The sequence below is a fragment of the Streptomyces sp. NBC_01478 genome, assembly GCF_036227225.1.
In the GTDB taxonomy this organism is placed as follows: domain Bacteria; phylum Actinomycetota; class Actinomycetes; order Streptomycetales; family Streptomycetaceae; genus Streptomyces.
The window spans coordinates 2,773,173-2,794,043 of the sequence record NZ_CP109444.1 but is presented as its reverse complement, the minus strand read 5'-3'; the positions used below and the strand labels follow the sequence as shown (position 1 = coordinate 2,794,043).

The 20,871-nt window shown below is 71.6% G+C and carries 21 protein-coding genes; 10 read left to right on the top strand and 11 right to left on the bottom strand.

Annotated features, from left to right (window positions below; translation table 11 throughout):
• Positions 1–119: 119 nt before the first annotated feature.
• Genes OG223_RS12515 through OG223_RS12500 form a run of 4 tightly spaced genes read right to left on the bottom strand, consistent with a single transcriptional unit; the run spans position 120 to position 2,331 of the window.
• Positions 120–443, bottom strand: a complete 324-nt coding sequence (locus tag OG223_RS12515; protein ID WP_329246598.1) for a DUF202 domain-containing protein — start codon at positions 441–443, stop codon at positions 120–122.
• Positions 440–832 carry a YidH family protein gene (locus OG223_RS12510; protein ID WP_329246597.1) on the bottom strand — a complete coding sequence of 131 codons (393 nt, stop codon included), beginning with the start codon at positions 830–832 and terminating at the stop codon, positions 440–442. The genes OG223_RS12515 and OG223_RS12510 overlap by 4 nt, the downstream gene beginning before the upstream one ends.
• Positions 833–842: 10 nt before the next feature.
• Complete coding sequence (locus OG223_RS12505) at positions 843–1,382, bottom strand: NUDIX hydrolase (protein ID WP_329246593.1); 540 nt, start codon at positions 1,380–1,382, stop codon at positions 843–845.
• A 55-nt stretch (positions 1,383–1,437) separates the two neighbouring features.
• A complete protein-coding gene (locus OG223_RS12500) occupies positions 1,438–2,331 on the bottom strand; it encodes a DMT family transporter (protein ID WP_329246590.1) in 894 nt (297 codons plus the stop codon).
• A gap of 353 nt (positions 2,332–2,684) precedes the next feature.
• Between OG223_RS12500 and OG223_RS12495 the strand changes: the two genes are divergently transcribed.
• The 4 genes from OG223_RS12495 to OG223_RS12480 all read left to right on the top strand — a co-directional run bounded on the left by OG223_RS12495 (position 2,685) and on the right by OG223_RS12480 (position 6,858).
• Positions 2,685–3,635, top strand: a complete 951-nt coding sequence (locus OG223_RS12495; protein WP_329246587.1) for a hypothetical protein — start codon at positions 2,685–2,687, stop codon at positions 3,633–3,635.
• Between the two features lie 115 nt (positions 3,636–3,750).
• Complete coding sequence (locus tag OG223_RS12490) at positions 3,751–5,313, top strand: APC family permease (RefSeq protein ID WP_329246585.1); 1,563 nt, start codon at positions 3,751–3,753, stop codon at positions 5,311–5,313.
• Positions 5,314–5,483: 170 nt separating this feature from the next.
• Positions 5,484–6,239: a molybdopterin-dependent oxidoreductase gene (locus OG223_RS12485; protein ID WP_329246583.1), complete on the top strand. Its 756-nt coding sequence runs from the start codon at positions 5,484–5,486 to the stop codon at positions 6,237–6,239.
• Positions 6,223–6,858, top strand: a complete 636-nt coding sequence (locus tag OG223_RS12480) for a cytochrome b/b6 domain-containing protein (protein WP_329246580.1) — start codon at positions 6,223–6,225, stop codon at positions 6,856–6,858. Before OG223_RS12485 ends, OG223_RS12480 begins: the two co-directional genes overlap by 17 nt.
• 794 nt (positions 6,859–7,652) lie before the next feature.
• Here the strand turns inward: OG223_RS12480 and OG223_RS12475 are convergent.
• The 4 genes from OG223_RS12475 to OG223_RS12460 all read right to left on the bottom strand — a co-directional run bounded on the left by OG223_RS12475 (position 7,653) and on the right by OG223_RS12460 (position 11,481).
• Positions 7,653–8,678, bottom strand: coding sequence for an L-idonate 5-dehydrogenase (locus tag OG223_RS12475; protein ID WP_329246577.1), 1,026 nt, complete (start codon positions 8,676–8,678; stop codon positions 7,653–7,655).
• A gap of 17 nt (positions 8,679–8,695) precedes the next feature.
• Positions 8,696–9,454, bottom strand: a complete 759-nt coding sequence (locus OG223_RS12470) for an SDR family oxidoreductase (RefSeq protein WP_329246574.1) — start codon at positions 9,452–9,454, stop codon at positions 8,696–8,698.
• Between the two features lie 10 nt (positions 9,455–9,464).
• Positions 9,465–10,862, bottom strand: a complete 1,398-nt coding sequence (locus OG223_RS12465; protein ID WP_329246571.1) for a GntT/GntP/DsdX family permease — start codon at positions 10,860–10,862, stop codon at positions 9,465–9,467.
• A gap of 100 nt (positions 10,863–10,962) precedes the next feature.
• Entirely contained in the window at positions 10,963–11,481 is a 519-nt protein-coding gene (locus tag OG223_RS12460) for a gluconokinase (protein WP_329246568.1), read from the bottom strand.
• A gap of 132 nt (positions 11,482–11,613) precedes the next feature.
• Here OG223_RS12460 and OG223_RS12455 point away from each other — a divergent pair, with 132 nt between their 5' ends.
• Positions 11,614–12,315, top strand: coding sequence for a FadR/GntR family transcriptional regulator (locus OG223_RS12455; protein ID WP_200691789.1), 702 nt, complete (start codon positions 11,614–11,616; stop codon positions 12,313–12,315).
• Between the two features lie 5 nt (positions 12,316–12,320).
• Here OG223_RS12455 and OG223_RS12450 read toward each other — a convergent pair whose 3' ends face one another.
• From OG223_RS12450 to OG223_RS12440, 3 genes are read right to left on the bottom strand one after another with little or no spacing between them, the layout of a single operon-like run.
• Positions 12,321–12,698, bottom strand: a complete 378-nt coding sequence (locus OG223_RS12450; protein WP_329246565.1) for a YchJ family protein — start codon at positions 12,696–12,698, stop codon at positions 12,321–12,323.
• Positions 12,699–12,717: 19 nt separating this feature from the next.
• Positions 12,718–13,452, bottom strand: a complete 735-nt coding sequence (locus OG223_RS12445; RefSeq protein ID WP_329246562.1) for a hypothetical protein — start codon at positions 13,450–13,452, stop codon at positions 12,718–12,720.
• A gap of 6 nt (positions 13,453–13,458) precedes the next feature.
• Positions 13,459–13,824, bottom strand: a complete 366-nt coding sequence (locus tag OG223_RS12440) for a LuxR C-terminal-related transcriptional regulator (RefSeq protein WP_329246559.1) — start codon at positions 13,822–13,824, stop codon at positions 13,459–13,461.
• A 233-nt stretch (positions 13,825–14,057) separates the two neighbouring features.
• Between OG223_RS12440 and OG223_RS12435 the strand changes: the two genes are divergently transcribed.
• Genes OG223_RS12435 through OG223_RS12415 form a run of 5 tightly spaced genes read left to right on the top strand, consistent with a single transcriptional unit; the run spans position 14,058 to position 20,861 of the window.
• Positions 14,058–15,017 carry a hypothetical protein gene (locus tag OG223_RS12435; protein WP_329246556.1) on the top strand — a complete coding sequence of 320 codons (960 nt, stop codon included), beginning with the start codon at positions 14,058–14,060 and terminating at the stop codon, positions 15,015–15,017.
• Positions 15,018–15,052: 35 nt separating this feature from the next.
• Positions 15,053–16,090 carry a hypothetical protein gene (locus OG223_RS12430; protein WP_329246554.1) on the top strand — a complete coding sequence of 346 codons (1,038 nt, stop codon included), beginning with the start codon at positions 15,053–15,055 and terminating at the stop codon, positions 16,088–16,090.
• Positions 16,091–16,103: 13 nt separating this feature from the next.
• Entirely contained in the window at positions 16,104–17,456 is a 1,353-nt protein-coding gene (locus tag OG223_RS12425) for a hypothetical protein (RefSeq protein ID WP_329246551.1), read from the top strand.
• Positions 17,457–17,458: 2 nt separating this feature from the next.
• Positions 17,459–17,926 carry a hypothetical protein gene (locus tag OG223_RS12420; RefSeq protein ID WP_329246547.1) on the top strand — a complete coding sequence of 156 codons (468 nt, stop codon included), beginning with the start codon at positions 17,459–17,461 and terminating at the stop codon, positions 17,924–17,926.
• 22 nt (positions 17,927–17,948) lie between these two features.
• Positions 17,949–20,861, top strand: coding sequence for a carboxypeptidase-like regulatory domain-containing protein (locus tag OG223_RS12415; protein WP_329246546.1), 2,913 nt, complete (start codon positions 17,949–17,951; stop codon positions 20,859–20,861).
• Positions 20,862–20,871 lie beyond the last annotated feature (10 nt).

Here is a 20,871-nt window from a genome sequence, read left to right as displayed (position 1 = left end):
CGTGGGGACCAGCTACGCGGCGGGCTCGCCGTACCGCCACGACCCGCTCGCGTACGACGGCGGGTGCGGGTGAGTGGGTCGTCCTGAACTCCGGCCGTACGGCTTCGGTTCCATCGCCCTCAGTACACGAGTACCGCCGCGCACGCCGCCATGGCCACCGTGCACAGCACCGCCGCGGTGGCGTGTCGGGGGGACAGGGGTGGGGGTGTGCCGCCTGCCGCGAGGGTGCGGATGCGGTGGTGGGCGATGGTGAGGAAGCCCAGCCAGAGCGCGCAGCAAAGGGCGCAGACGATGATGCCTTCCGGGTGGATTCCGTTGTGCAGTGCGGCCTTCGTGGCGAGGACGGCGGCGACCGTGCCCGACAGGGTCGTACGGCGCCAGGCCAGTCGGGTTCGTTCGGGTTGCAGGCCCGGGTCGCGGTCCGGGGTGGGGGGTCTGGTCATCCTTCCCAGCCGGCCAGTACGACGACGACCATCACCAGGGCCACGATCGCCACGGCGACGCTCAGCAGTGCCGGGAAACGGGACACCGGCAGATCCTCGCCCCGCCGCATCGCCCGCTCGCAGCGCACCCAGTGATTGACCGCGCGCAGTGAGCACAGCACGCCCGCCCCGAGCAGCGCGAGGGCCAGGCCGACCCGCCAGGCCCAGGGCAGGTCCGGCAGGAACTGGTCCACCGCGAAGCCCCCGCCGATCAGCGCGAGCGCGGTGCGCAGCCAGGCCAGGAAGGTGCGCTCGTTCGCCAGCGAGAACCGGTAGTCGGGTGTGCTCCCCTCCTTGCTGATGTCCTGGGGCGCGAACCACAGCCGGACGTTCCGTGCGAAATCGATCACGAGCAGGACCCTATCCGGCCGGTTGTGACCGGTGCGCCGCCGGCTTCCGGTACTCCTTGAGCCGCTCGTAGGCCGCCATGCCGTCCGGCACCCACTCCCATTCGGCCAGCCGCCTCTCGATCTCGCCCTCCGCCAGGAAGTCGTGCCAGGCGACCTCCTCGACCTGCGGGCTGACCGGCAGCTCGCAGCGCACCTCGTACACCGCCGACCACCAGGTCTGCCCGGCGCCGTCGTCGTACAGGAACTTGAAGAGGAACGTGGGGCGGGGCAGGCCGTCGACGCCCAGTTCCTCCTCGGCCTCGCGCAGCGCCGCGTCGTCGTAGGACTCGCCCGCGCCGACCACCCCGCCGACGAACATGTCGTAGAGGGAGGGGAAGACGAGTTTGGTGGGGGTGCGGCGGTGGACGAAGACGCGGCCGTGCGCGTCGCGGGTCTGGATGAAGACCGCGCGGTGGCGCAGGCCCTGTGCGTAGGCCTCGCCGCGGGGGGATCGGCCGATGACGTGGTCGTGCTCGTCGACGATGTCGAGGATTTCGTCCGCTGCGCTCATGCCTCCATCCAAACAGCCTCGTTACAGCCTCGTTCAGGACAGGGGCGGGGAGTGGTCAGTGCGGCTGTAGGGCCGGGGCCGGCTTCGGCTTCGTCGTGCCGCGTGGCATCGCGGGGTGCATGCCGAGGAGCAGGATGCCCACGACGATCCCGGCGAGGCCCACCGCCTCCCAGGCCAGCGCGCCCGTGTCGGCGCGCAACCGGTCGCCCAGGAAACCCACCCCGCAGATGATCCCGGCGAGTGGCTGGGCCGCGGTGAGGGCCGGCAGGGACATGCGCAGGGGAGCCGTCTCGAAGGCGCTCTGGACGAGGACCAGGCCGGTCACCCCGAGCGCCAGCACGCCGTACGGCTGCCAGCCCGTGAGGAGTTCCGTGAGGCCGCCCTCGGTGAAGCGCTGGCCGCTGACCCGGGTGAGCGCGTCCTGCACGCCGTAGAGCAGGCCCGCCGCCAGGGCCAGGAGGACCGGGCCCGAGCTGAGGCGGGAGCGTTTGGCGTACGTCGTGAGGAGGAGGGCGAGGCCCACCATCGCGCCGATGATCAGCCAGTGGCGGAAGGGGTCGGTGACCGGCGTTCCGCTGCTCGGCTCGCCCGCGACGATGAAGGTCGTGACGCCGCCCGCGAGGAGCGCGAGGCCCGCCCAGCCCTGGCGGCCCAGGGGTTGTCTCGTCTGCTTGCGGGAGAGCGCCAGCGCGAAGAGGAGGTTCGTCGCGAGGAGGGGTTCCACGAGGGAGACCTCGCCCTTGCCGAGCGCGATCGCGCCGAGCACCATGCCCGCGATCATCAGGCCGATGCCGCCGAGCCAGCGCGGCACCCGCATCAGGTCGAGGAGGATCCGCGGGGAGAGGAAGTCGCTCAGGGGTGCCTGCTGGGCCGCGTTCTGCTGGAGCACGAACCCGAAGCCGAGGCAACAGGCCGCACTCACGGCGAGCATCAGAACCAGAAGGGACACGCTGCGTACCTCGATCGTCAGGCCGGGCTACGGGGTGCGTTGCGGCGACTGTAGCGCCCCAGGGCCCGGCTTGCCCCTGGGAGTGCCCGGATGCGGGACGGTCCTCCCATGGTCCGTCGCCGCGCGCCCGAGCGCCATGGCGTACGCCACATCGATGACTCGCGAACGCTTCGGAGCGTACCGTCCTGGGTAAAGGGTTGTGCCACAAGTGCCCCATACGTAACGGAAGTTGACAGGTGTAACAGCAGTACGGCACTTGACGTGAAGTATTGGTGGAGGGTTTGCTGTGCGTGTTCGGCCGATAGCGTGCCGACATCCCGCAGCGTCGCGTGAGGATCGTGAGGAATTCCCGGGTGTCCCCACCCCCGCCACCCCTCGGACGTCGTCACAAGCGGGCGTCCCAGGCCTTCGACGCCGCGCTCGACGACGATCAACTCGTCGCCGCCCGCGCCGCGTTGGCCCAAGGACGCTGGCAGGCGGCGCGCGGACTGCTCGCCGAGACGGGCGACGAGTGGGACCTCCGCGCCCACCGGGTCACCGTCCTCGCCCAGGAGTCCTACGCCGCCGCCTGGGCCCGCGACTGGCTCCTCGCCGAACCGGAGTCCGGTGACGCCTCCGTCCTGCTCGCCGTGGCCCTGGTCCAGCGGGTGCTCGCGGGCAAGGAGAAGCCGGTCCGCGCCCGCGAGGCCTGCCGTACGGCGGCGACCCGGCTGCCCGACGACCCGACGCCGTGGCTCGGACTGCTCCTCCTGGAGCACACCCTCGGCACCGACGAGGGCGTCGTCCAGCTCTTCGACGAGGTCCGCCACCGCTACGCCGACCATCACCACGCCCACCATCTGATGGTGGCCCGGCTCGCGGAGCGCCGCGCCGACGCGGGCGTCGACCCGCTGCACGAGGTCTACGACTTCGCCTACTGGGCCGCCGAACAGGCCCCCGCCGACTCCCCGCTCGCCATCCTGCCGGTCATCGCGCACGCCGAGCGCTACCGCGTGCTGGCCGCGGCCGGCCTGGAACCCGCCGACCCGGCCGCCTCCGGGCACTGGACCGGACGCCGGGCCCGGCAGGTGATGAAGGCCGCGTTCGACTGGTGGCTGGAGTGGGAGCACGAAGGGCATCCGCGCCGCCTGGTCGACCTCAACTTCCTCGCCCACGCCAAGTCCTGCGAGGGGCGCGGCGCCGAGGCTGCCGCCCTGTTCCACCGCATCGGGGAGCACCCGACCCCGGCCCCGTGGTCCTACCCGGACCGCGACCCGCTCACCGCCTTCCGTGCCGCACGCGACAGCGCGCTCGGAACGTCGTAACACCCCCGTACCAACGACTCCGTAGCGACGTGACGAAGTCGTAGCAACGCACCGGTAGCGACGAAACGCAACCGTAGTAACGCCCCCGTAGCGACCCCGAAAGGACGTTCCCGCCATGACGACGGGCAGTTCCAGCACGAGCAGCGCCACCGCGGACGGCGGCGGCAGCAGAGGCAGCGGCATCAGCACGTTCAGAGGGCAGGAGCGCGCCCTGCGCGCCGACCGCCTCGGCACCGGAGGCCTGCTGCTCTCCGTGCTCGCCGCGACCGCACCCCTCATGGTGGTCGCGGGTGTCATGCCCACCACATTCGCGGTGATGGGCATCGAAGGGCAGCCGCTGCTCTTCGTCCTCCTCGGCGTCGTCCTCGTCCTCTTCAGCGTCGGCTACGCGGAGATGAGCCGGCACGTCCACAACGCGGGCGCCTTCTACGCGTACATCTCCCGCGGCCTCGGCGGCACCGCGGGCGCGAGCGCGGCCCTGGTGGCACTCGTCGCGTACAACGCCCTCCAGGTCGGTATCTACGGCATCTTCGGCTTCGAGGTCTCCGGGCTGTTCTCCACCTACGCCGACCTCCAAGTCGCCTGGTGGATACCGGCGTTGGTGGCCGTGCTCGCCGTCGGCGCGCTCGGCTGGCTGAAGATCGACGTCAACGCGCGCGTGCTCGGCGTCCTGCTGATCATCGAGGTCGCGCTCGTCGTCATCTTCGACATCGCGGCCGTCGCCGACCCCGCCAAGGAGGGCCTGTCCCTGCACGCCTTCAACCCGGACACCCTCAGCGGCGCCGGCGTCGGCACCGCCCTCTGCTTCTGCATCGCCGCCTTCCTCGGCTTCGAACAGGCCCCGGTGTACGCCGAGGAGACCAGCCGCCCGCACATCCTGGTGCCCCGCGTGATGTTCCTGGCCGTCGGCGGCGTCGCCGTCTTCTTCGCGCTGAGCTGCTGGGCGCTCACCGTCGCGACCGGGCCCTCCCAGATCGTCGGCGTCTCCCAGAAGCAGAGCGCGGGCCTGCTCTTCTACCTCACCGATTCCAAGCTCGGCGGCACCTTCACCGACGTGCTCCACATCCTGTTCGTCACCGGCATGTTCGCCGCCATGCTCAGCTTCCACAACGTCGTCGCCCGGTACGCCTTCGCCATGGGCCGCGAGGGCCTGCTCCCCTCCGCCTTCGGCCGTACGACGAGCGCGAGCGGCGCCCCCGCAACCGGCTCGCTGCTCCAGACCGCCGTGTCCGCCGTGATCGTGATCGTCTTCGCGATCGCCGACGACAAGCCCACCGGCGACCCCACCGAACCCGTCCTGCACCTGTTCACCTGGTTCGGCAACATCGGCGCCCTCGGCGTGATCCTGCTGATGGCCGCCGCCTCCCTCTCGGTGATCGTCTTCTTCGCCCGCCGCGGCGCGGCCAGTGCCCAGGCCTGGCGGCTGGTCACCTCCGCGCTGTCCGGCATCGCGCTCGTCGTCATCGCCGTCTACACCGTCAAGGACTTCGACGTCCTGGTCGGCGCGGGCCCCGAGTCGTCCCTGAGCTGGATCCTGCCCGGCATCATCGGCCTCGCGGTGCTCGTCGGCCTGGTCCAGGGCCTGCTCCTGCGCTCCCGCAACCCCGAGGCGCACGCCCGTATCGGGCTCGGCAACGAGGCGTTCCAACTGGACAAGGCGGCGACGGAGACGCCGTAGCCGAACCATGTTCGTCGTGGTTCCCGATCCCTGTTCGTGGTGGTCCCGATCCATGTTCGTCGTGGTTCTTCGTGCGGCTCTCTGAGAAGCACGTAAGAAGTGGTTACGGAAGTCTGACGGGCACCCGCGATCCCTGGCCGTGCCGGGGTCGCGGGTGTTCGAATGAACGCGTGAACCCTGAACAACCCGAGACCGGGCCCAAGCCCGAGGGTGCGGATAAGGCGGAGGGGCGGCCGATCGGCCGGCGTGTCCTCCTCGGCACGCTCGGCCTGGGCGCCCTCGGCGTCGTCACCGCGCCCGCCCTGCAGAACGGCATGGAGGGCTTCCTCGGCGCCGTCTCCGGCAAGGACCCCACGGGACTGACCGGACTGCTCCCGAACGGCGGCGGCTTCCGCTACTACTCGGTCACCGCGTCCGTGCCGAGCAAGAACGCCCAGAACTACCGGCTGACCGTCGACGGCCTGGTCGACAAGCCGACGTCCTACACCCTGGCCGACCTGCGCGCGCTGCCGCAGACCCGGCTGGTCAAGGACGTCCAGTGCGTCACCGGCTGGCGGGTCCCCGGGACCCCCTTCGAGGGGGTGCGCCTGTCCCGGCTCCTGGACGCCGCGGGAGTGCGCGCCAAGGCCGGGGCGGTGCGCTTCACCTGCTTCGACGGCGCCTACACGGAGAGCCTCACCCTCGACCAGGCCCGGCGCTCGGACATCCTGGTCGCGCTGCGCATGCAGGACAAGGACCTCGGCCACGACCACGGCGGCCCGGTCCGCCTCTACGTCGCCCCCATGTACTTCTACAAGTCCGCGAAGTGGCTCTCCGGCATCACGGTCACCGAACATGTGAAGCCCGGCTACTGGGAGGACCGGGGCTACGACGTCGACGCCTGGGTCGGCAAGTCGAACGGACGCGACGATGACCCTACGAGCTGAAGCCCAGCCCCCGCAGACGGAGCCGTCGGCCCGCGTCCGCCGCTTCGGCGGCACCGAACGCTGGGTGCACCGGACGACGGCCGCGCTGATGGGCATCTGCGTCGCCACGGCCGCCTGCCTGTACATCCCGGAGTTCGCGGAACTCGTCGGCCGCCGTGAACTCGTCGTCCGTATCCACGAGTTGGCCGGAGTGGCGCTCCCCGTCCCCGTCCTCATCGGCCTGTTCTCCCGAGGCTTCCGCATCAACCTCGGCTTCCTCAACCGCTTCGGCCCGCACGACCGCGTCTGGCTGCGCGGCGCCCTGATGCGCGACAAACGCCGATCGGCCCGCCCGGCGGGCAAGTTCAACGCCGGCCAGAAGATCTACGCCAACTGGATCGCCGGCGCGACCCTGGTGATGCTCGGCACGGGCCTGATGATGTGGTTCACCCACCTCACCCCGATCATGTGGCGCACCAGCGCGACCTTCGTCCACGACTGGCTCGCCCTGACGATCGGCATCGTGCTGGGCGGCCACATCGGGATGGCGCTGGGGGATCCGGAGGCGCGGGCGGGGTTGCGCACGGGGTCGGTGAGCAGGGAGTGGGCGAAGCGGGAGCATCCACTGTGGAAGCCGTAGGGGTGTAGGGGGGTGCCGCTTCGGGGGCTTCGGGGGCTTCGGCGGTTCCGGGGGCTTGGGCTGCCTGGGCTTGTGGGTGCGGGCGGTGGGCGGCGGCCGTGGGGTGGTCGTTCCGTTGAGGGACGGCTGGTGCTGGGCGCGGGGGCAGTGGAGACGGCGGGGTTCGACGGGCGGCGGGCGGAGCCCCTGGCCCGGAAGCGGGGTGTCGCGGGCCGGAGGCGGGGAGCCGCCCGCCTGGAGGTGGGGAGCCGTCGGCTGGAGGCGGGGTGTCGTGGGCCGGAGGCGGGCAGTCGCAGGCCTGGAGGCGGGGTGTCGTGGGCCGGAGGTGGGGAGCCGTCCGCCTGGAGGTGGGAAGTCGCAGGCCTGGAGACGGGGAGCCGCCGGCCTGGAGCGGAAAGTCGCGGGCCGGAGGCGGGGGGCCGTCGGCCCGGAGGTAGGAAGTCGCAGGCCCGGAGGCGGGGAGTCGCCGCAGCGGAAGCGAGGAGCCGCAGGCCCGGAGGCGCGGAGTTGCCGCAGCGGAAGCGATGAGTCGCAGGCCGAGGAGCACGGCGCAGGGTTGGGAAGCCGCCGCAGGGTCGGGAACCCGGTGCCGGGCACGGTCTCCCCTTCGTTGTCCTCGGCCCGCCCGGCCGGGTGACCTCCTCGGTCGCCGGCAGCACCCCGCAGGACCGGCCACGGTCGGACGCGCCCGCGAGCGCCGGTTCCGCGTGCCGGGACGGGGATCGACGCGTGCCATCGGCAGCCAGGGAGGACCGTTCCGGTGGGCCCGCTGCCGCCCGGCCCACCAACCCCGCTCAGCCCCCGAAGTCCAGCAGCACCTTGCACGACCGGCTCCGGTCGGCCGCCAGCGCGAACGCCGACTCCGCCTCGCGGACTGGCACCACCGCACTGACCAGACCGTCGAACGCGGGCTGCACCGCGAGGAGTTGGAGCGCGTCGTCGAACTCCGTGTCGAAGCGGAACGCGCCCCGGAGTTCGATCTCGCGGCTGACGACCAGGTTCCCGGCGAAGGGGCTCTGCCCCGGCGGCAGCATCCCGAGCTGCACGACCACCCCGCCCCGCCGCACGAGCCGCAGACAGGTGTCGAGCCCGGCCGCCACCCCGGACGCCTCGATGGCCACGTCGACCTCCGACGGCCACCCGGAGTCGTCCGGATCATCGGCCCGTACGACGGTGTCGGCACCGGCCGCGGTGGCGTAACTCAGCGCCGCCGGGAGGAGATCGGTGACCGTGACGTGTGCCGCGCCGGCCGCCTTCGCCGCCGCGACGACCAGGCAGCCGATCGGGCCCGCGCCGGTGACCAGCACCCGGCGTCCGGTCACGTCCCCGGCCCGGCGCACGGCGTGCAGCGCGACGGAGAGCGGTTCGGCGAGGGCGGCCCGGCGCAGCTCAAGACCCGCCGGGATCGGCCTCAACTGGTCTGCGGGGACGGTGACTTGGGCCGCGAAGCCGCCCTGTACGTGCGGGAAGCGGGCCGCGCTGCCCAGATACGCGGTGTCCCGGCACACGTTGCGCCGACCGTCCGCGCACTCGGGACACACCCCGCACGGAGTGGCCGGGTGCACGGCAACTGCCGTACCGGGGGCGGGACCTGAGGCCTCGGGGCCGTAGGACACGACCGTGCCGACCACCTCGTGGCCGAGCAGCATCGGTTCCTTGAGGCGGAAGTCGCCGACGCCGCCGTGGCGCCAGTAGTGGAGGTCGGAGCCGCAGACACCGCCGTAGCGGACGGCGACCAGGGCCTGGCCGGGGCCGGGCTCCGGGACCGCCAACTCCTCGACCCGCAGGTCGTCCTGACCATGAATCACACAACCCAGCATGTCCGGACTCCCGTTCTCTACAGCACGCTCGTCATGCCGCCGTCGACGTACAGCACCTGTCCGCTCACGAAGTCCGCGGCGGGCGAGGCCAGGAACAGCACCCCGCCGACCAGGTCGTCCGTGGTGCCCCAGCGTCCCGCCGGGGTCCGCTTGCGCACCCAGGCGCTGAACTCCTCGTCCTGGACGAGCGGTTGGGTCAGTTCCGTCTCGATGTAGCCGGGGCCAAGGCCGTTGACCTGGACACCGGACGGGCCCCAGTCCGCGCACATGCCCTTGGTGAGCATCTTCAACGCGCCCTTGGTGGCCGCGTACGGCGCGATGCCGGGGCGGACCACCTCGCTCTGCAGCGAGCAGATGTTGATGATCTTCCCGTGGCCGCGTTCCGTCATCCGCCGGGCCGTCTCACGGCCGACCAGGAACGCGCTGGTGAGGTTGGTGTCGATGATGCGGTGCCAGTCGGAGTCGGTGAACTCCAGGAGCGGGGCGCGCAGTTGCATGCCCGCGTTGTTGACCAGGATGTCCAGCGGGCCGACCCGCTTCTCAACGTCTGCTATCCCGGCGGCTACTGACGGACCGTCGGTCACGTCGAAGGCGGCCGTGTGGACGTCGCCGGGCAGTCCCGCGGCGGCCTTGGTGAGCCGTTCGCCGTCCCGTCCGTTCAGGACGACCGTGCAGCCGGCCTCCAACAGGCCCTGCGCGAGGGCGAGTCCGATGCCCCGGCTGGAACCGGTGACCAGGGCCGTACGGCCACTGATGTCGAAAAGAGGATGACTCATTCCCGTACCCCTAGATGATCAGCGAGAGGAGGAGGACCAGTCCGCCGGCGACCACCGAGATGATCGTCTCCATGACGGACCAGGTCTTGAGGGTCTGGCCGACGCTCAGGCCGAAGTACTCCTTCACCAGCCAGAATCCGGCGTCGTTGACATGGCTGAAGAAGAGCGAGCCCGCGCCGATCGCCAGCACGAGCAGCGCGGTGTGGGCGCTCGACATGTCGGCGGCCAGCGGGGCGACCAGACCGGCCGCCGAGATCGTGGCCACCGTCGCGGAACCGGTCGCCAGCCGGATCGCGACCGCGATCAGCCAGGCCAGCAGCAGCGCCGGTATCGACCAGTCCTTGGAGATGTCCAGGACCATCTGGCCGACACCGGAGTCGATCAGCGTCTGCTTGAAGCCGCCGCCCGCGCCGACGATGAGCAGGATGCCCGCGATCGGCATCAGGCCCTTCTCGACGGTCGACGAGAGGCGCTCTTTGGTGAAGCCGGCCGGGCGGCCGAGCGTGAACATCCCGACGATGACGGCCGCGAGGAGTGCGATCAGCGGGGAACCGATGACGTCGAACACGCGCTGCACGGTGTGCTCGGGATCGTCGACGATGATGTCGACCAGCGCCTTGGACAGCATCAGCACGACCGGCAGCAGGATCGTGGAGAGGGTCGCGCCGAAGCTCGGACGGTTCTCCAGGTCTTCGGACGGGCGGGCAGGGGTCATCCGCTCAGGGGCCTGGACGTCCACCCAGCGCACCGCGACCTTCGAGAACAGCGGGCCCGCGATGATGACGGTCGGGATCGCGACCAGGACGCCCAGCGCGAGAGTCAGACCGAGGTTGGCCTTGACGGCGTCGACGGCGACCAGCGGACCGGGGTGCGGCGGGATCAGCCCGTGCATGACCGACAGACCCGCGAGCGCCGGGATGCCGATCCGCATGAGCGAGTAGTTGCCGCGCTTGGCGACCATCAGCACGACCGGGATCAGCAGCACGATGCCGACCTCGAAGAACAGCGGCAGCCCGATCACCGAGGCGATCAGGACCATCGCCCACGGCATCGACCGGGGGCTCGCCTTCGCGAGGATCGTGTCGACGATCTGGTCCGCGCCGCCGGAGTCGGCGAGCAGCTTGCCGAGGATCGCGCCCAGCGCGATCAGCACACCCACACCGGCGACGGTCGAACCGAGCCCGGTGGTGAAGCTGGTGATGGCCTTGTCCAGCGGCGCCCCGGCGAACGCGCCGAGCGCGAGCGAGCCGATGGTCAGCGCCAGGAAGGCGTGCATCTTGAACTTGGTGATGAGCAGGACGATGACGGCGATGCCCGCCAAAACGGCGATGCCCAACTGAGCGTGGCCGGCCGAGGTGATGGGCTCGACGGGGTCCGCTGCCAACAACTCGACGCTGAGTCTGGTCACGGTGGATTCCTTGCGGATACGAGGGGGAGGGGGAGGGGGAGGGGGAGGGAAAAGGCAGGGGGTGCAGGGGTGTGCAGGGGTGTGCAGGGGTGTGCAGGTGTCAGACGGTCGGCTCGGGGACCTGCTCCAGCGCGGTCATGGCCCGCTCGGCGATCTGCTCCGGGCTGCCGGTGACGTCCACGGCGACACCCGCCTCGTCGGCCTCCAGCGGCTGGAGCGTGGCGAACTGCGAGTCGAGCAGCGCGGTCGGCATGAAGTGCCCGTGCCGGTGCGCCATCCGGTCCTCGATGAGCGCGCGGTCGCCGGTCAGATGCACGAAGACGACACCAGGAGCCGCGGCCCGCAACCGGTCGCGGTACGACCGCTTCAGCGCCGAGCTGCTGACGACCCCGCCGAGCCCCGCGCGCCCGTGCGCCCAGGAGCCGATGGCGTCCAGCCACGGCCACCGGTCCTCGTCCGTCAGCGGGTGCCCGGCCGACATCTTGGCGATGTTGGCCTGCGGGTGGAAGTCGTCGCCCTCGGCGTACGGAACGCCGAGCCGGGCCGCGAGCAGGGGACCGATGGTGGTCTTCCCGGTGCCCGCTACGCCCATCACCACGACGACATGGGGGGTACGCATCGCTGCCTCACTGTCTCGTCGACGACACCTGATGTCGAACCCACTGAAACCGATTAGGTACGATGAATTCAAGAGTCTGTGACATATAAGTCTGACTTTTTGGTTCCGTGATGCGACCCGTACGCTGAGTGCATGACCACTCCGGGCCGCGGGTTGCACGGCCGCGTACTCGACTCCCTCGGCCCCGCCATCACCGCGGGTGAGTACCCACCGGGCAGCGTCCTGCGCACGGACGAGCTCGCCAAGGACTTCGAGGTGTCGCGGTCCGTGATGCGCGAGGCGGTCCGCGTCCTCGAATCCATGCACCTGGTCGAGTCCCGCCGCCGGGTGGGCGTGACGGTGCGGCCGAAGGCCGAGTGGAATGTCTACGACCCGCAGGTCATCCGCTGGCGGCTGGCCGGCGCCGACCGCCCGCAGCAACTGCGGTCACTCACGGTGCTGCGCTCCGCGGTCGAGCCGATCGCGGCGGGCCTGGCCGCCAAGTTCGCCACGGCGGAGCAGTGCGCGGAACTCACCGAGTGCGCGATCGGCATGGTGGCCAACTCGCGCGGCCACAAACTGGAGGCCTACCTCGTCCACGACGTGGCCTTCCACCGGGTGATCCTGGCCGCCTCCGGCAACGAGATGTTCGCCCGCCTCGGCGACGTCGTCACCGAGGTCCTCGCGGGCCGCACCCACCACGAGGTCATGTTCGAGGACCCCGATCCGGCCGCTGTCACCCTGCACGTCCAGGTCGCGGAGGCGGTCCGCGAGGGCGACGCCCTCCGCGCGGAGACCCTGACCCGCGAGATCACGGTCGGCGCCCTCCAGGAACTGGACATCCTGGCCCCGTAGGCGACCTACTCCAGGAACTCCCCGTCGACGTACACCCACGCCCCGTCGACCCGCTCGAACCGGCTCCGCTCATGGATCGCCCCACCCCGGTACGACGCCCGGAACGTCACGGTCCCCGCGGAATGGAACGCCGACCCGCCACCCGTGCCGAGGATCTCCAGCCCGGTCCACCGCATCCCCGGGTCGAGGTCGAGGGGCTCGGCGGGCCGTGTCCGCGGGTGCCAGGTGCGCAGCAGATAGGGCGCGTCCAGCCGCACGAAGGCGGTGTAGCGGGAGCGCATCAGTGCCTCTGCGGTGGGGGCGGGGGCGCCTGAGTGGTAGCGGCCGCAGCAGGTGTCGTAGGGGGCGGGGAGACCGCAGGGGCAGGGGGTGGGGCGTGACATGGGGACCATTGTGCCGGGGTTATGCGAGTGGTTCCTCGGGGGTGACGCGGAGCGGCAACCGGACGTGGGCGTCCTCGGGACCGGGCAGCTCGTTGCTTTCCTTCCCGTGCGTGAGGATCGCGCGGGCCAGGAGGGGCGGCGTCGGGTGTTCGGGAAGGGCCGTGTGCGTGGGCGCGGCCCCGATGAACTGGACGAGAAGGGCACCGGTGACGCGGGTGCCGATCTGGTTCACGAAGCTCGGCGGGAGGATCCATTCGACTCCCTGGTACAGGGTGTCGGCGACGGTGTCGTGGACCCTCCTGACGTACCACTCGTCGTTCGGTATCTGGGGCGCGCTGCGCGCGTTCAGATGGGCGGCCGCGGACGCCACCGCGTTGAGTTCGGGAAAGCCGGTCAGGCCGGCCGTGACCGTGCCGACGGCCGCCAGTACGGGGCCTGCCGCCTGGAGGTCCTTGGCCAGGGTGTCCCGCCATGCCCGCTCCTCCTGCACCGGAGGCAGGTGGTACACGACGGCCTGGAGATCCTTCACCCGCCAGTCGTCCTCGGCCGGGAAGAGCAGGGTGACCTCCGTGCGTCGGGCGTCCCCCGTGTACCCGAGCGTCCACACGTACAGATACGCGGTGAAGGGGTGCCCCTCGTCCTCTCCCGTGGCGAGGATTCGCTCCAACGGAATGGACCGCGGTTCGGTCTCCCCGTAGATCTCCAGCCAGTTCTCACCCGAACGCCCGCTCCAGCGGGCCCACTTGGCCGTCATGGATCCTCACGGCTCCCCAGGTGCCAGCCGGTTGACCATCGCGGCCCGGGAAGACACCTCCAACTTCACGAAGATGCGGCGCAGATGGGAGGCGACCGTCCAGGCGCTGATCTCCAGGACCGAGGCGATCGTCTTGTTGGGATGGCCGCAGGCGACCATGCGGGCGATCTCCTGTTCGCGGGGGCTCAGCAGGGCCATCGGGCCGGCCCGGTCGCTGCGGATGACCAGGCAGCGGATGTCGTCGACCTCCAGGTCGAGCAGTACCCGCTCGCCGGACTCGGCAAGTCTGCCGATCAACTTCAGTGCCAGGGCCTCGACTTCGGCGTCGATCTGTTCCCTGGCCAATAACCCGGTTGCTGCCCCGTCGGTCATCGCCGGCCCCCTTGCCTCAGCGGACCGGCGGCATTGCCGGTCCACACGCACGGCATGGAGCGCACTTTAACAGCGGGGCCGACCGCTCCGTGCCCGATTCGCGCGTAGCACGTCCGAGCGACACTCATCCGAACCCGACCGGACCGATCGACCGCAGGACGTGTGACTGTCTCCCCAACTTTCCGCAGAGCAGGGTGAGTTGCCTGACCGCGTGGAGAGAGGCGGCGATGCAGATGCGCCAGGCAGACGTGGAGTACGAGGAGGAAGCCGCCCTGGAGGGCGAGTTCGAGGGAGCCGGTGAGGAGGAGGACGAGTACCTCTACGAAGAGGAAGGCGAGGGCGAGGAGTTCCTCAGCCGGATCGCCGGCGCCGTCGGCGGCCTCCTGGGCGAGGGGGAGAACGAGGGCGAGTTCGAGGAGGAGTACGAGACCGAGTGGGAGGGCGAGTCGGAGTACGAGAACGAGGACGAGGCCTTCTTCCGCCGTATCGGCTCCTTCGTCCGCCGCGCCGCCCCGATGCTGCGCAGCGTCGCCCGCATCGCCGCTCCGCTGGTGGGCACCGCGATCGGCGGCCCGCTCGGCGGCACCCTCGGGAACCTCGCCGCCCGGGCCCTGGGCGAGGGGGAGTTGGAGGACGAGTACCTCTACGAGGAGGAAGGGGAGGGCGAGTTCGAGGCGGAGGCCGAGGAGGAGTTGTCCCGGCCGCTCACCCAGCAGGAGGCGATGGCCGAGATGATGGCCGCGGTCGCCGCCCAGGCCCGGACCGAGGCGGAGGCCGAGGCGATGATCGGCGCGGCCACCGTCGCCGCGCTGTCCGCACAGGACCGGGCCACCCTGCGCAGGCTGCTGCCGCACCTGGTGCGCGCCACCTGTGTGCTGACCCGGCTGCTGCGCAGGCAGCGCGCCACCCGCCCCGCCGTGCGCGCCGTACCGCTGATCGTCCGGCGCACCGCCCGCGTGCTGGGCGCCCGTGCCGCCGCAGGCCGCCCCGTCGACCGCCGCGCCGCCGCCCGGGTCATGGCGGGCCAGACCCGCCGGGTACTGGGCAGCCCGCAGCGGACCACCCGCGCGCTGCAGCGCAACGTCCGCGCCGCGACCGCCGCCCGCCGTGCCACGGGCCCCGCCGCCCGCGCCGGACACCCCCGCCGCCAGTACCAGGGCGGGCGTCCACGCCGCCCCGGATACGCGCGCTGACCGAGACGGATGACGGAGACGGAAGGACAGCGGCCATGAGCGTGAGCACCAACGGAGCCGGCCCCAGGACGTCCGGCGCATCGCCGCTCCCCGAACTGGAGGGGGAGTGGGAGGCCCTGCACGAGGACGAGGGCGAGGAGTTCCTGTCCGGGCTCGCCGGCCTGGCCGGACGGGCGGCCCGTTCGGCGCTCGGCGCCCTCACGAGCGGCGACCAGGAGTCCGAGTTCGAGTATCTCTTCGAGGCGGAGGGCGAGTTCGAGGACGAGTCCCTCCACGAGGAGGAGACCGAGTTCGAGGACGAGGGCGAGTACGAAGGCGAGTCCCTCCACGAGTACGAGGACGAGGCCGAGTTCGAGGAAGAGGCGATGGCCAACCCGCTGCGGCGGGTCTACCCGGACGCCATGATGGAGCACCTCGGCCACGCCGCCGCGGAGGCGGAGTCCGAGGAGGAGGCCGAGGCGCTGATCGGCGCCGTCGCGCCCCTCGCGATCGGCCTCGCCCGCCGCGCCGCACCCGCCGTGCTGCGGGCCGCCCCGCACCTGGTGCGGGGCCTCGCCGGAGTGACCCGCACCCTGCGCCGCGACCCCGCGACCCGACCGCTGGTCCAGGCGCTGCCCACCATCGCCGTGCGCACCGCGCGGAGCCTGGCCCGCCAGGTCGCGCGCGGCCGTCCGGTCACCGCGCGCTCGGCGGTGCGCACCCTGGCAGGCCAGACCGCCGCCGTCCTGTCCGACCCGCGGCGCCGCCGGGCGGTCGTACGCCGGGCCCGGGCCGTCGACCGCCGCTACCACCGGGCCGTACGGTCCGGGACCGCGGTGCCGATGTCCGCCTCGACGGCCGCCGTCCGCTCGCTCGGCGCCACGCCCTCCTACGGTCCGGCAGTTGGCCCGAGCCGCTCGTACCGGTCGCCCGGTGCCGGACCGTCGTACGCACCCGTACCGGGCCCGAGCCGTCCCTACCGGTCGCGCGGTGCCGGACCGAGGCGCCCTTCCGGGCTGCCGCCGATGTCCGTCGCCTGGGTGCCGGTGCCCGTCTACCGTCCGGTCCGCCCGCGCGGGCCGTACGGCGGCTGACCGGAGGCCGGTGATGAGCGCGCCCACGGCTCCCGCCCCGCCGACCGGCACACCGGACCCGGGCACCGCGACCGCCCGGTCCGGCCGGCCGGTGCGCCGGGCCGCCGTAGCCGTGCCGGTGCGTCAACCCTGGCTGCGGGCCCAGGGGTTGAACGTCACCCGGCACGCCGCAGCCCTGCGACCGTTCCGCGCGGGCGAGTTCGGCACCGGGGCCGCCGCCCCGACCGCCGGTCATCTCCAGGCCGTCAACGCCCTGTTGGGGCAGTTGCGGGGTGAACTGCTGCGGCAGAGCGAGCAGGTGGCCCGCCAGGCCCGCGAGGCGGCCGCGCGCCCGGACACCCGGCGCCTCCAGGCCCTGCTCACCAGTAAGGAACTGGCGCACAACTGGGTCCGCGAGGTCGAACGCATCTGGGACTTCTACTTCGAGCTGTTCGGCCAGCGGCAGTCCGTCTTCGCCGACGCCCTGCTGTCCTGCGACCGCATCGCCCTGTCCTGCTACCAGGCCGCCTATCTGGGCGTGGGCGAGGCCAAACCGCTGCCCGCCCCGCCCCCGTTCTCCTTCATGCGCACGGGATTCTCCCCGGCCACCTTCCGGCGGGGCATCCCGCTGCGCCGCCTCGGCCGCCGGCTCAACCCGTTCCCGCTGGTGCAACTCCCGTACCACCGCCTGGTGAACCCCTGGACCCTGGGCGCCGTCCTGCACGAGGTCTCGCACAACCTGCAGAGCGACCTCGGACTCGACCGGGCGGTGCCCCGGGCGATCGCGGCCCGGCTCCTCGACGAGGGCTGCCCGCCGTCCGTGGTCCGCACCTGGGTGCGCTGGAACCGGGAGATCCACGCCGACCTGGCGGCACTCCTGCTCGGCGGCCCGGCAGTGGTCGGTTCGCTGCTGGACGTGGTGGGCCGCTCCCCGGCGTCCGTCCTGACGTACAACCCGCGCGGCCCGCACCCCACCCCGTGGTTCCGGGTCTGGATCTCCGTCGAGCTGCTGCGCCACATGGGTTTCGCCGAACAGGCGGACCGCTACGGCCGGTTGTGGTCGCGCATCTATCCCGACCCGCGGGCGGGCACCCTGCCGCGCGAACTGGTCGCCACCTTCGCCACCGCCCATCCGGCGGTCGTGGACACCCTCTGCTTCCGGCCCTTCACCCAACTCGGCCGACGCAGCCTCGCCCAGGTGATCCCGTTCGGAGCCAAGGAGTACGCGATGCAGGTGGAGGCCGCCGAACGCCTCGCCGCCGGCACCGACCCCGGCATCATCCCGGCCCGCTTCCTGATCGGCGCGGCCCGCTCCGCCCTGGACCGCAGGCTGGCCCGCCCGGGCGTGATCACCCGGAACTTCTACACCGAGTTGGCGAGGCGATGACCGTGACCGTCCACTCCGCGTACGCCGGCCTGACGGCGGCAGCAGGACGGCTGCGCGACACCGTGCGCGAACTCGAACTGATCGCGGTGTCCGACCGACCGCGAGGCGGGGACGTCCTGTTGGTGGACGAGGTGGCCAACGCGGCCCTGGAGACCATGGGCGCGGCCGAGCAGGCCCGGGCCGCCCTGGGCGACGACACCCCGGCGTCCGTCGCCCTGTGCCAGTCGTACGTCCAGCGCCTGGGCCGGGTCCTGGTCGGCCAGTTGGCCGCTCCGGAACACCTCACCGAACTCGCTGCCCTCGGTACCGAACACCGCCGCGAGGCGGGTGCCTGGGCGGACGAGGTGATCCGCTGCGTCCAAGCCTGCCAGCAGACGCTCTGGCACGACACCCTGCCGGCGCTGCTCGCCTACTGGCAGGAGATCGCCGCGCTGAACAGCCCGTGCTCCACGTCCGGCGCCCGCCGCTGACCTGGAGAGAAAGGAGAGCACGATGGCCAAGCTCAGGATCCGGGTCTTCCTCAGCCCGTTGCCGCGGGACGACGGGCGCGTCAAGGGGTGGCAGGAGGACTGGCCCACGCCTTCCGGCGTGACGCTCACGATCGGCAAGACGCACCTGGAGCCCACGGACAGGAACGGCCTCACCGCATGGGAGTGTGCCGATTCCGAGGAACACGACATCAAGGTGGCCGGCCTCGACGAATTCTCGAAGGCGCTGGTCGTCCATGAGGACGGCTGCAAGGAAGAACTCCGCGGCTCCGACGCCCGCAACGGCATCGTGGACATCCTTCTCCTCCCGAAAGACGACGAGAAACGGCTGTTCCGCCTCCGCACGCTCCACGCCGACAAGACACCGCTGCGCGACGTCGTCGTAAAAGTGGCGGGGAAGTCCTTCACGAGCCGGGCCGACGGCGACGTGTACGCCACCTGCCGGGACGTCGACCTGGTCGAGGTGAGCCCGCAATCCCTCGACGACGACCGGTTCGTACCGCGAGACGGCGACTTCGTCATCAATCGCGGTGGCAGGCCGCCGCGCATCGACACGCAGAAGATCTACTACGAGGCCGCGCCCGCGCAGATCAGCGTCTGCCCCGAGTACAACGGCGACCCTGTCATCGGAGTCGTCTTCGAACTGACCCGCGCCGACCGGCTCGACCTGCCGCCCCGCCGGCTCGCGACCGACGCCACCCTCACGAAGCTCGTCTTCGACGACATTCCCAAGGGCAAGGTGTTCCTCGCCGTCGCCGACACGACCGCGGCGACCCACGGCAGCACCGGGCAGCGGGTCACCGCGAAGCCCGGCAGCGACCGGATCACCGCCGATGTGCGGGCCGGTGACGACATGAAGCTGTTGGACCAATTCGAGTTCGTCCCGCTGGTGTTCCGGACGGGTCGCGTTCTGCACCGCCTCGGAGCACCGCTGGCGAACATCGAGATCGTGGCCCGTCAGGGAGACCTCGAGGTGGTCGCCATCACCGACGCCGACGGCGTCTACGACCTGAGCCAACTCACCGCCGGCAAATGGACCGTGGGCCTGGCCGACTCCCCCGTGGACGTGGGTGGCCGCCTGCTGACCGCCGACGAACCCGCCGAGCACCTGGTGGACGTCACGGCCGGCGATCCCCCCACCGAGGTGCCCGACCTCGTCCTGGGCGAGGAGGAGCACGGCATCCGCGGCTTCGTCCGCGACCAGGACGGACAGCCGCTGAAGTTCGCCACCGTGGAGATCCGCGACCTGGGCGGCAAGGTCATCGCCTCCCGCCAGAGCGGCGAGGACGGCTTCTACGAGTGGCTCTCGCCCGCTCCGGGCAGGTTCCTCGTGAGCGTCCTGAGCGCGGACGGCGAACCCGTGCAGCGCTTCCCGGTCGAGGTGAACTCCTTCGCCGACGGGAGCATCGTCTACCAGCGCCGGAACGGGCACCACGCCCCGCCCGCCCCCACACCACCGCCCGCACCCGACCAGAATGTGGTCGACCTGTCCACCTTCCCCATCCTGACGGAGACCGTCGAGACCGACGGACGTGCGCCGGCGACCCGTGACGGCGACCGCGCGGGCAGCTACGCGCAGACCGTGGAGAGCGCCCTGCGGGACGTCCTCGGCTGGCGGCCGGGCTCCAACACCGCTGGTTTCCAGGCCGCGTTGGCCGGTGCCTTCGAGTTGCGCGAGGTACAGGGCCACACCGAGTTCGACTGGCGTCCGCGCGGCTACGCCGTCCAGGCCGACCTCGGCGCCCTCACCGGAGCCCAGGCCAGCATCTACCAGCGGGCCAAGAACGTGCTGGAGCAGATCACCCCGCTGCTGGACGGACTGACCCCGCTCGACCCCGCCGCCGACCCGCAGGACACCGAGGCGACCCGGACCGTCATCCGCACCGAACTCGGCGAACTGGTCGACGAGTTGGCGGTCGAGGGCGGCCCACGGGTGCAGCGCGTCGATGAACTGTTCACCCTGCTGCTCGGCGCCCGCAACCCGCGCGGGCGGCTGGACCCCGACACGATCGGCGGTCAACTCGCCCAGTTGCGCGACCGGTTCGGGCTCCGGACCACCCGTGTCGGCACCCTCGACGAGGAACGGATCGTCACCAACTTCCGTATCGTCGTGGACCATGTCCTGTCGCTCGCCGCCGGCTGGGACACCGACCGGGACCTGTTCTCCGGCATCAGCAGTCAGACCTCGCTCGGCACGATCCTGATCCAGTTGTCCCGCAGTCTGGACGTCGTCGCCCAGTCCGTGCAGGAGACGGTGTTCGCACTCAACACGGTCTTCGTGGACGAGGCGCAGCGCCAGACGATCCAGCTCCGGCTCGGTGCTGGGATCCCGCGGATCCTTCTCTCCGACCTGCTGGACTGGGTGGTGCGGGTCACCACCCGCGAAGGGCCGCGGCTGATCCAGGACGCCGGCAAGGACGGCGTGATCGCGATCGCCCCCGTCCTGGGCCAACTCGCCGGCCTGGTGCGGGCCACCGAGACACTGGTCACCCTCCCGCGCACGGACCCGGCCTACGACAAGACGCTCCCCGACGGCCTGCGGACGCCGCGGGTCGTGCGAGCGCTCCGGGAACTGGCCGGCCAGCTCGACGACACGGTGACGCTGGCGGGCGCCGTACAGCGCCCCGAACCGCCCGAGATCGTCTTCGTCGACCACGCCCACGTGCGCGGCACCACCCCGACCGTGGCCCTGGTGGGCCGCGGCTTCACCCCGCACTCGACGGCCGTGCTCGTCGCGGCCGGGCGGCCCGATCTGGGTGAGACGGAGTCCCAGCAGGTGGACACGGACTGCCTCGGGCGCGCGCTCTGCACCTTCGACGCCCTGCCCGCCGCCGCGCCGCCCGGCCTCACCTGGCTGATCACACTCGTCACCGAGGACGACATCCGCAGCAACACGGTCGAGGCCCTACGGACCTGACGGAGGAGAC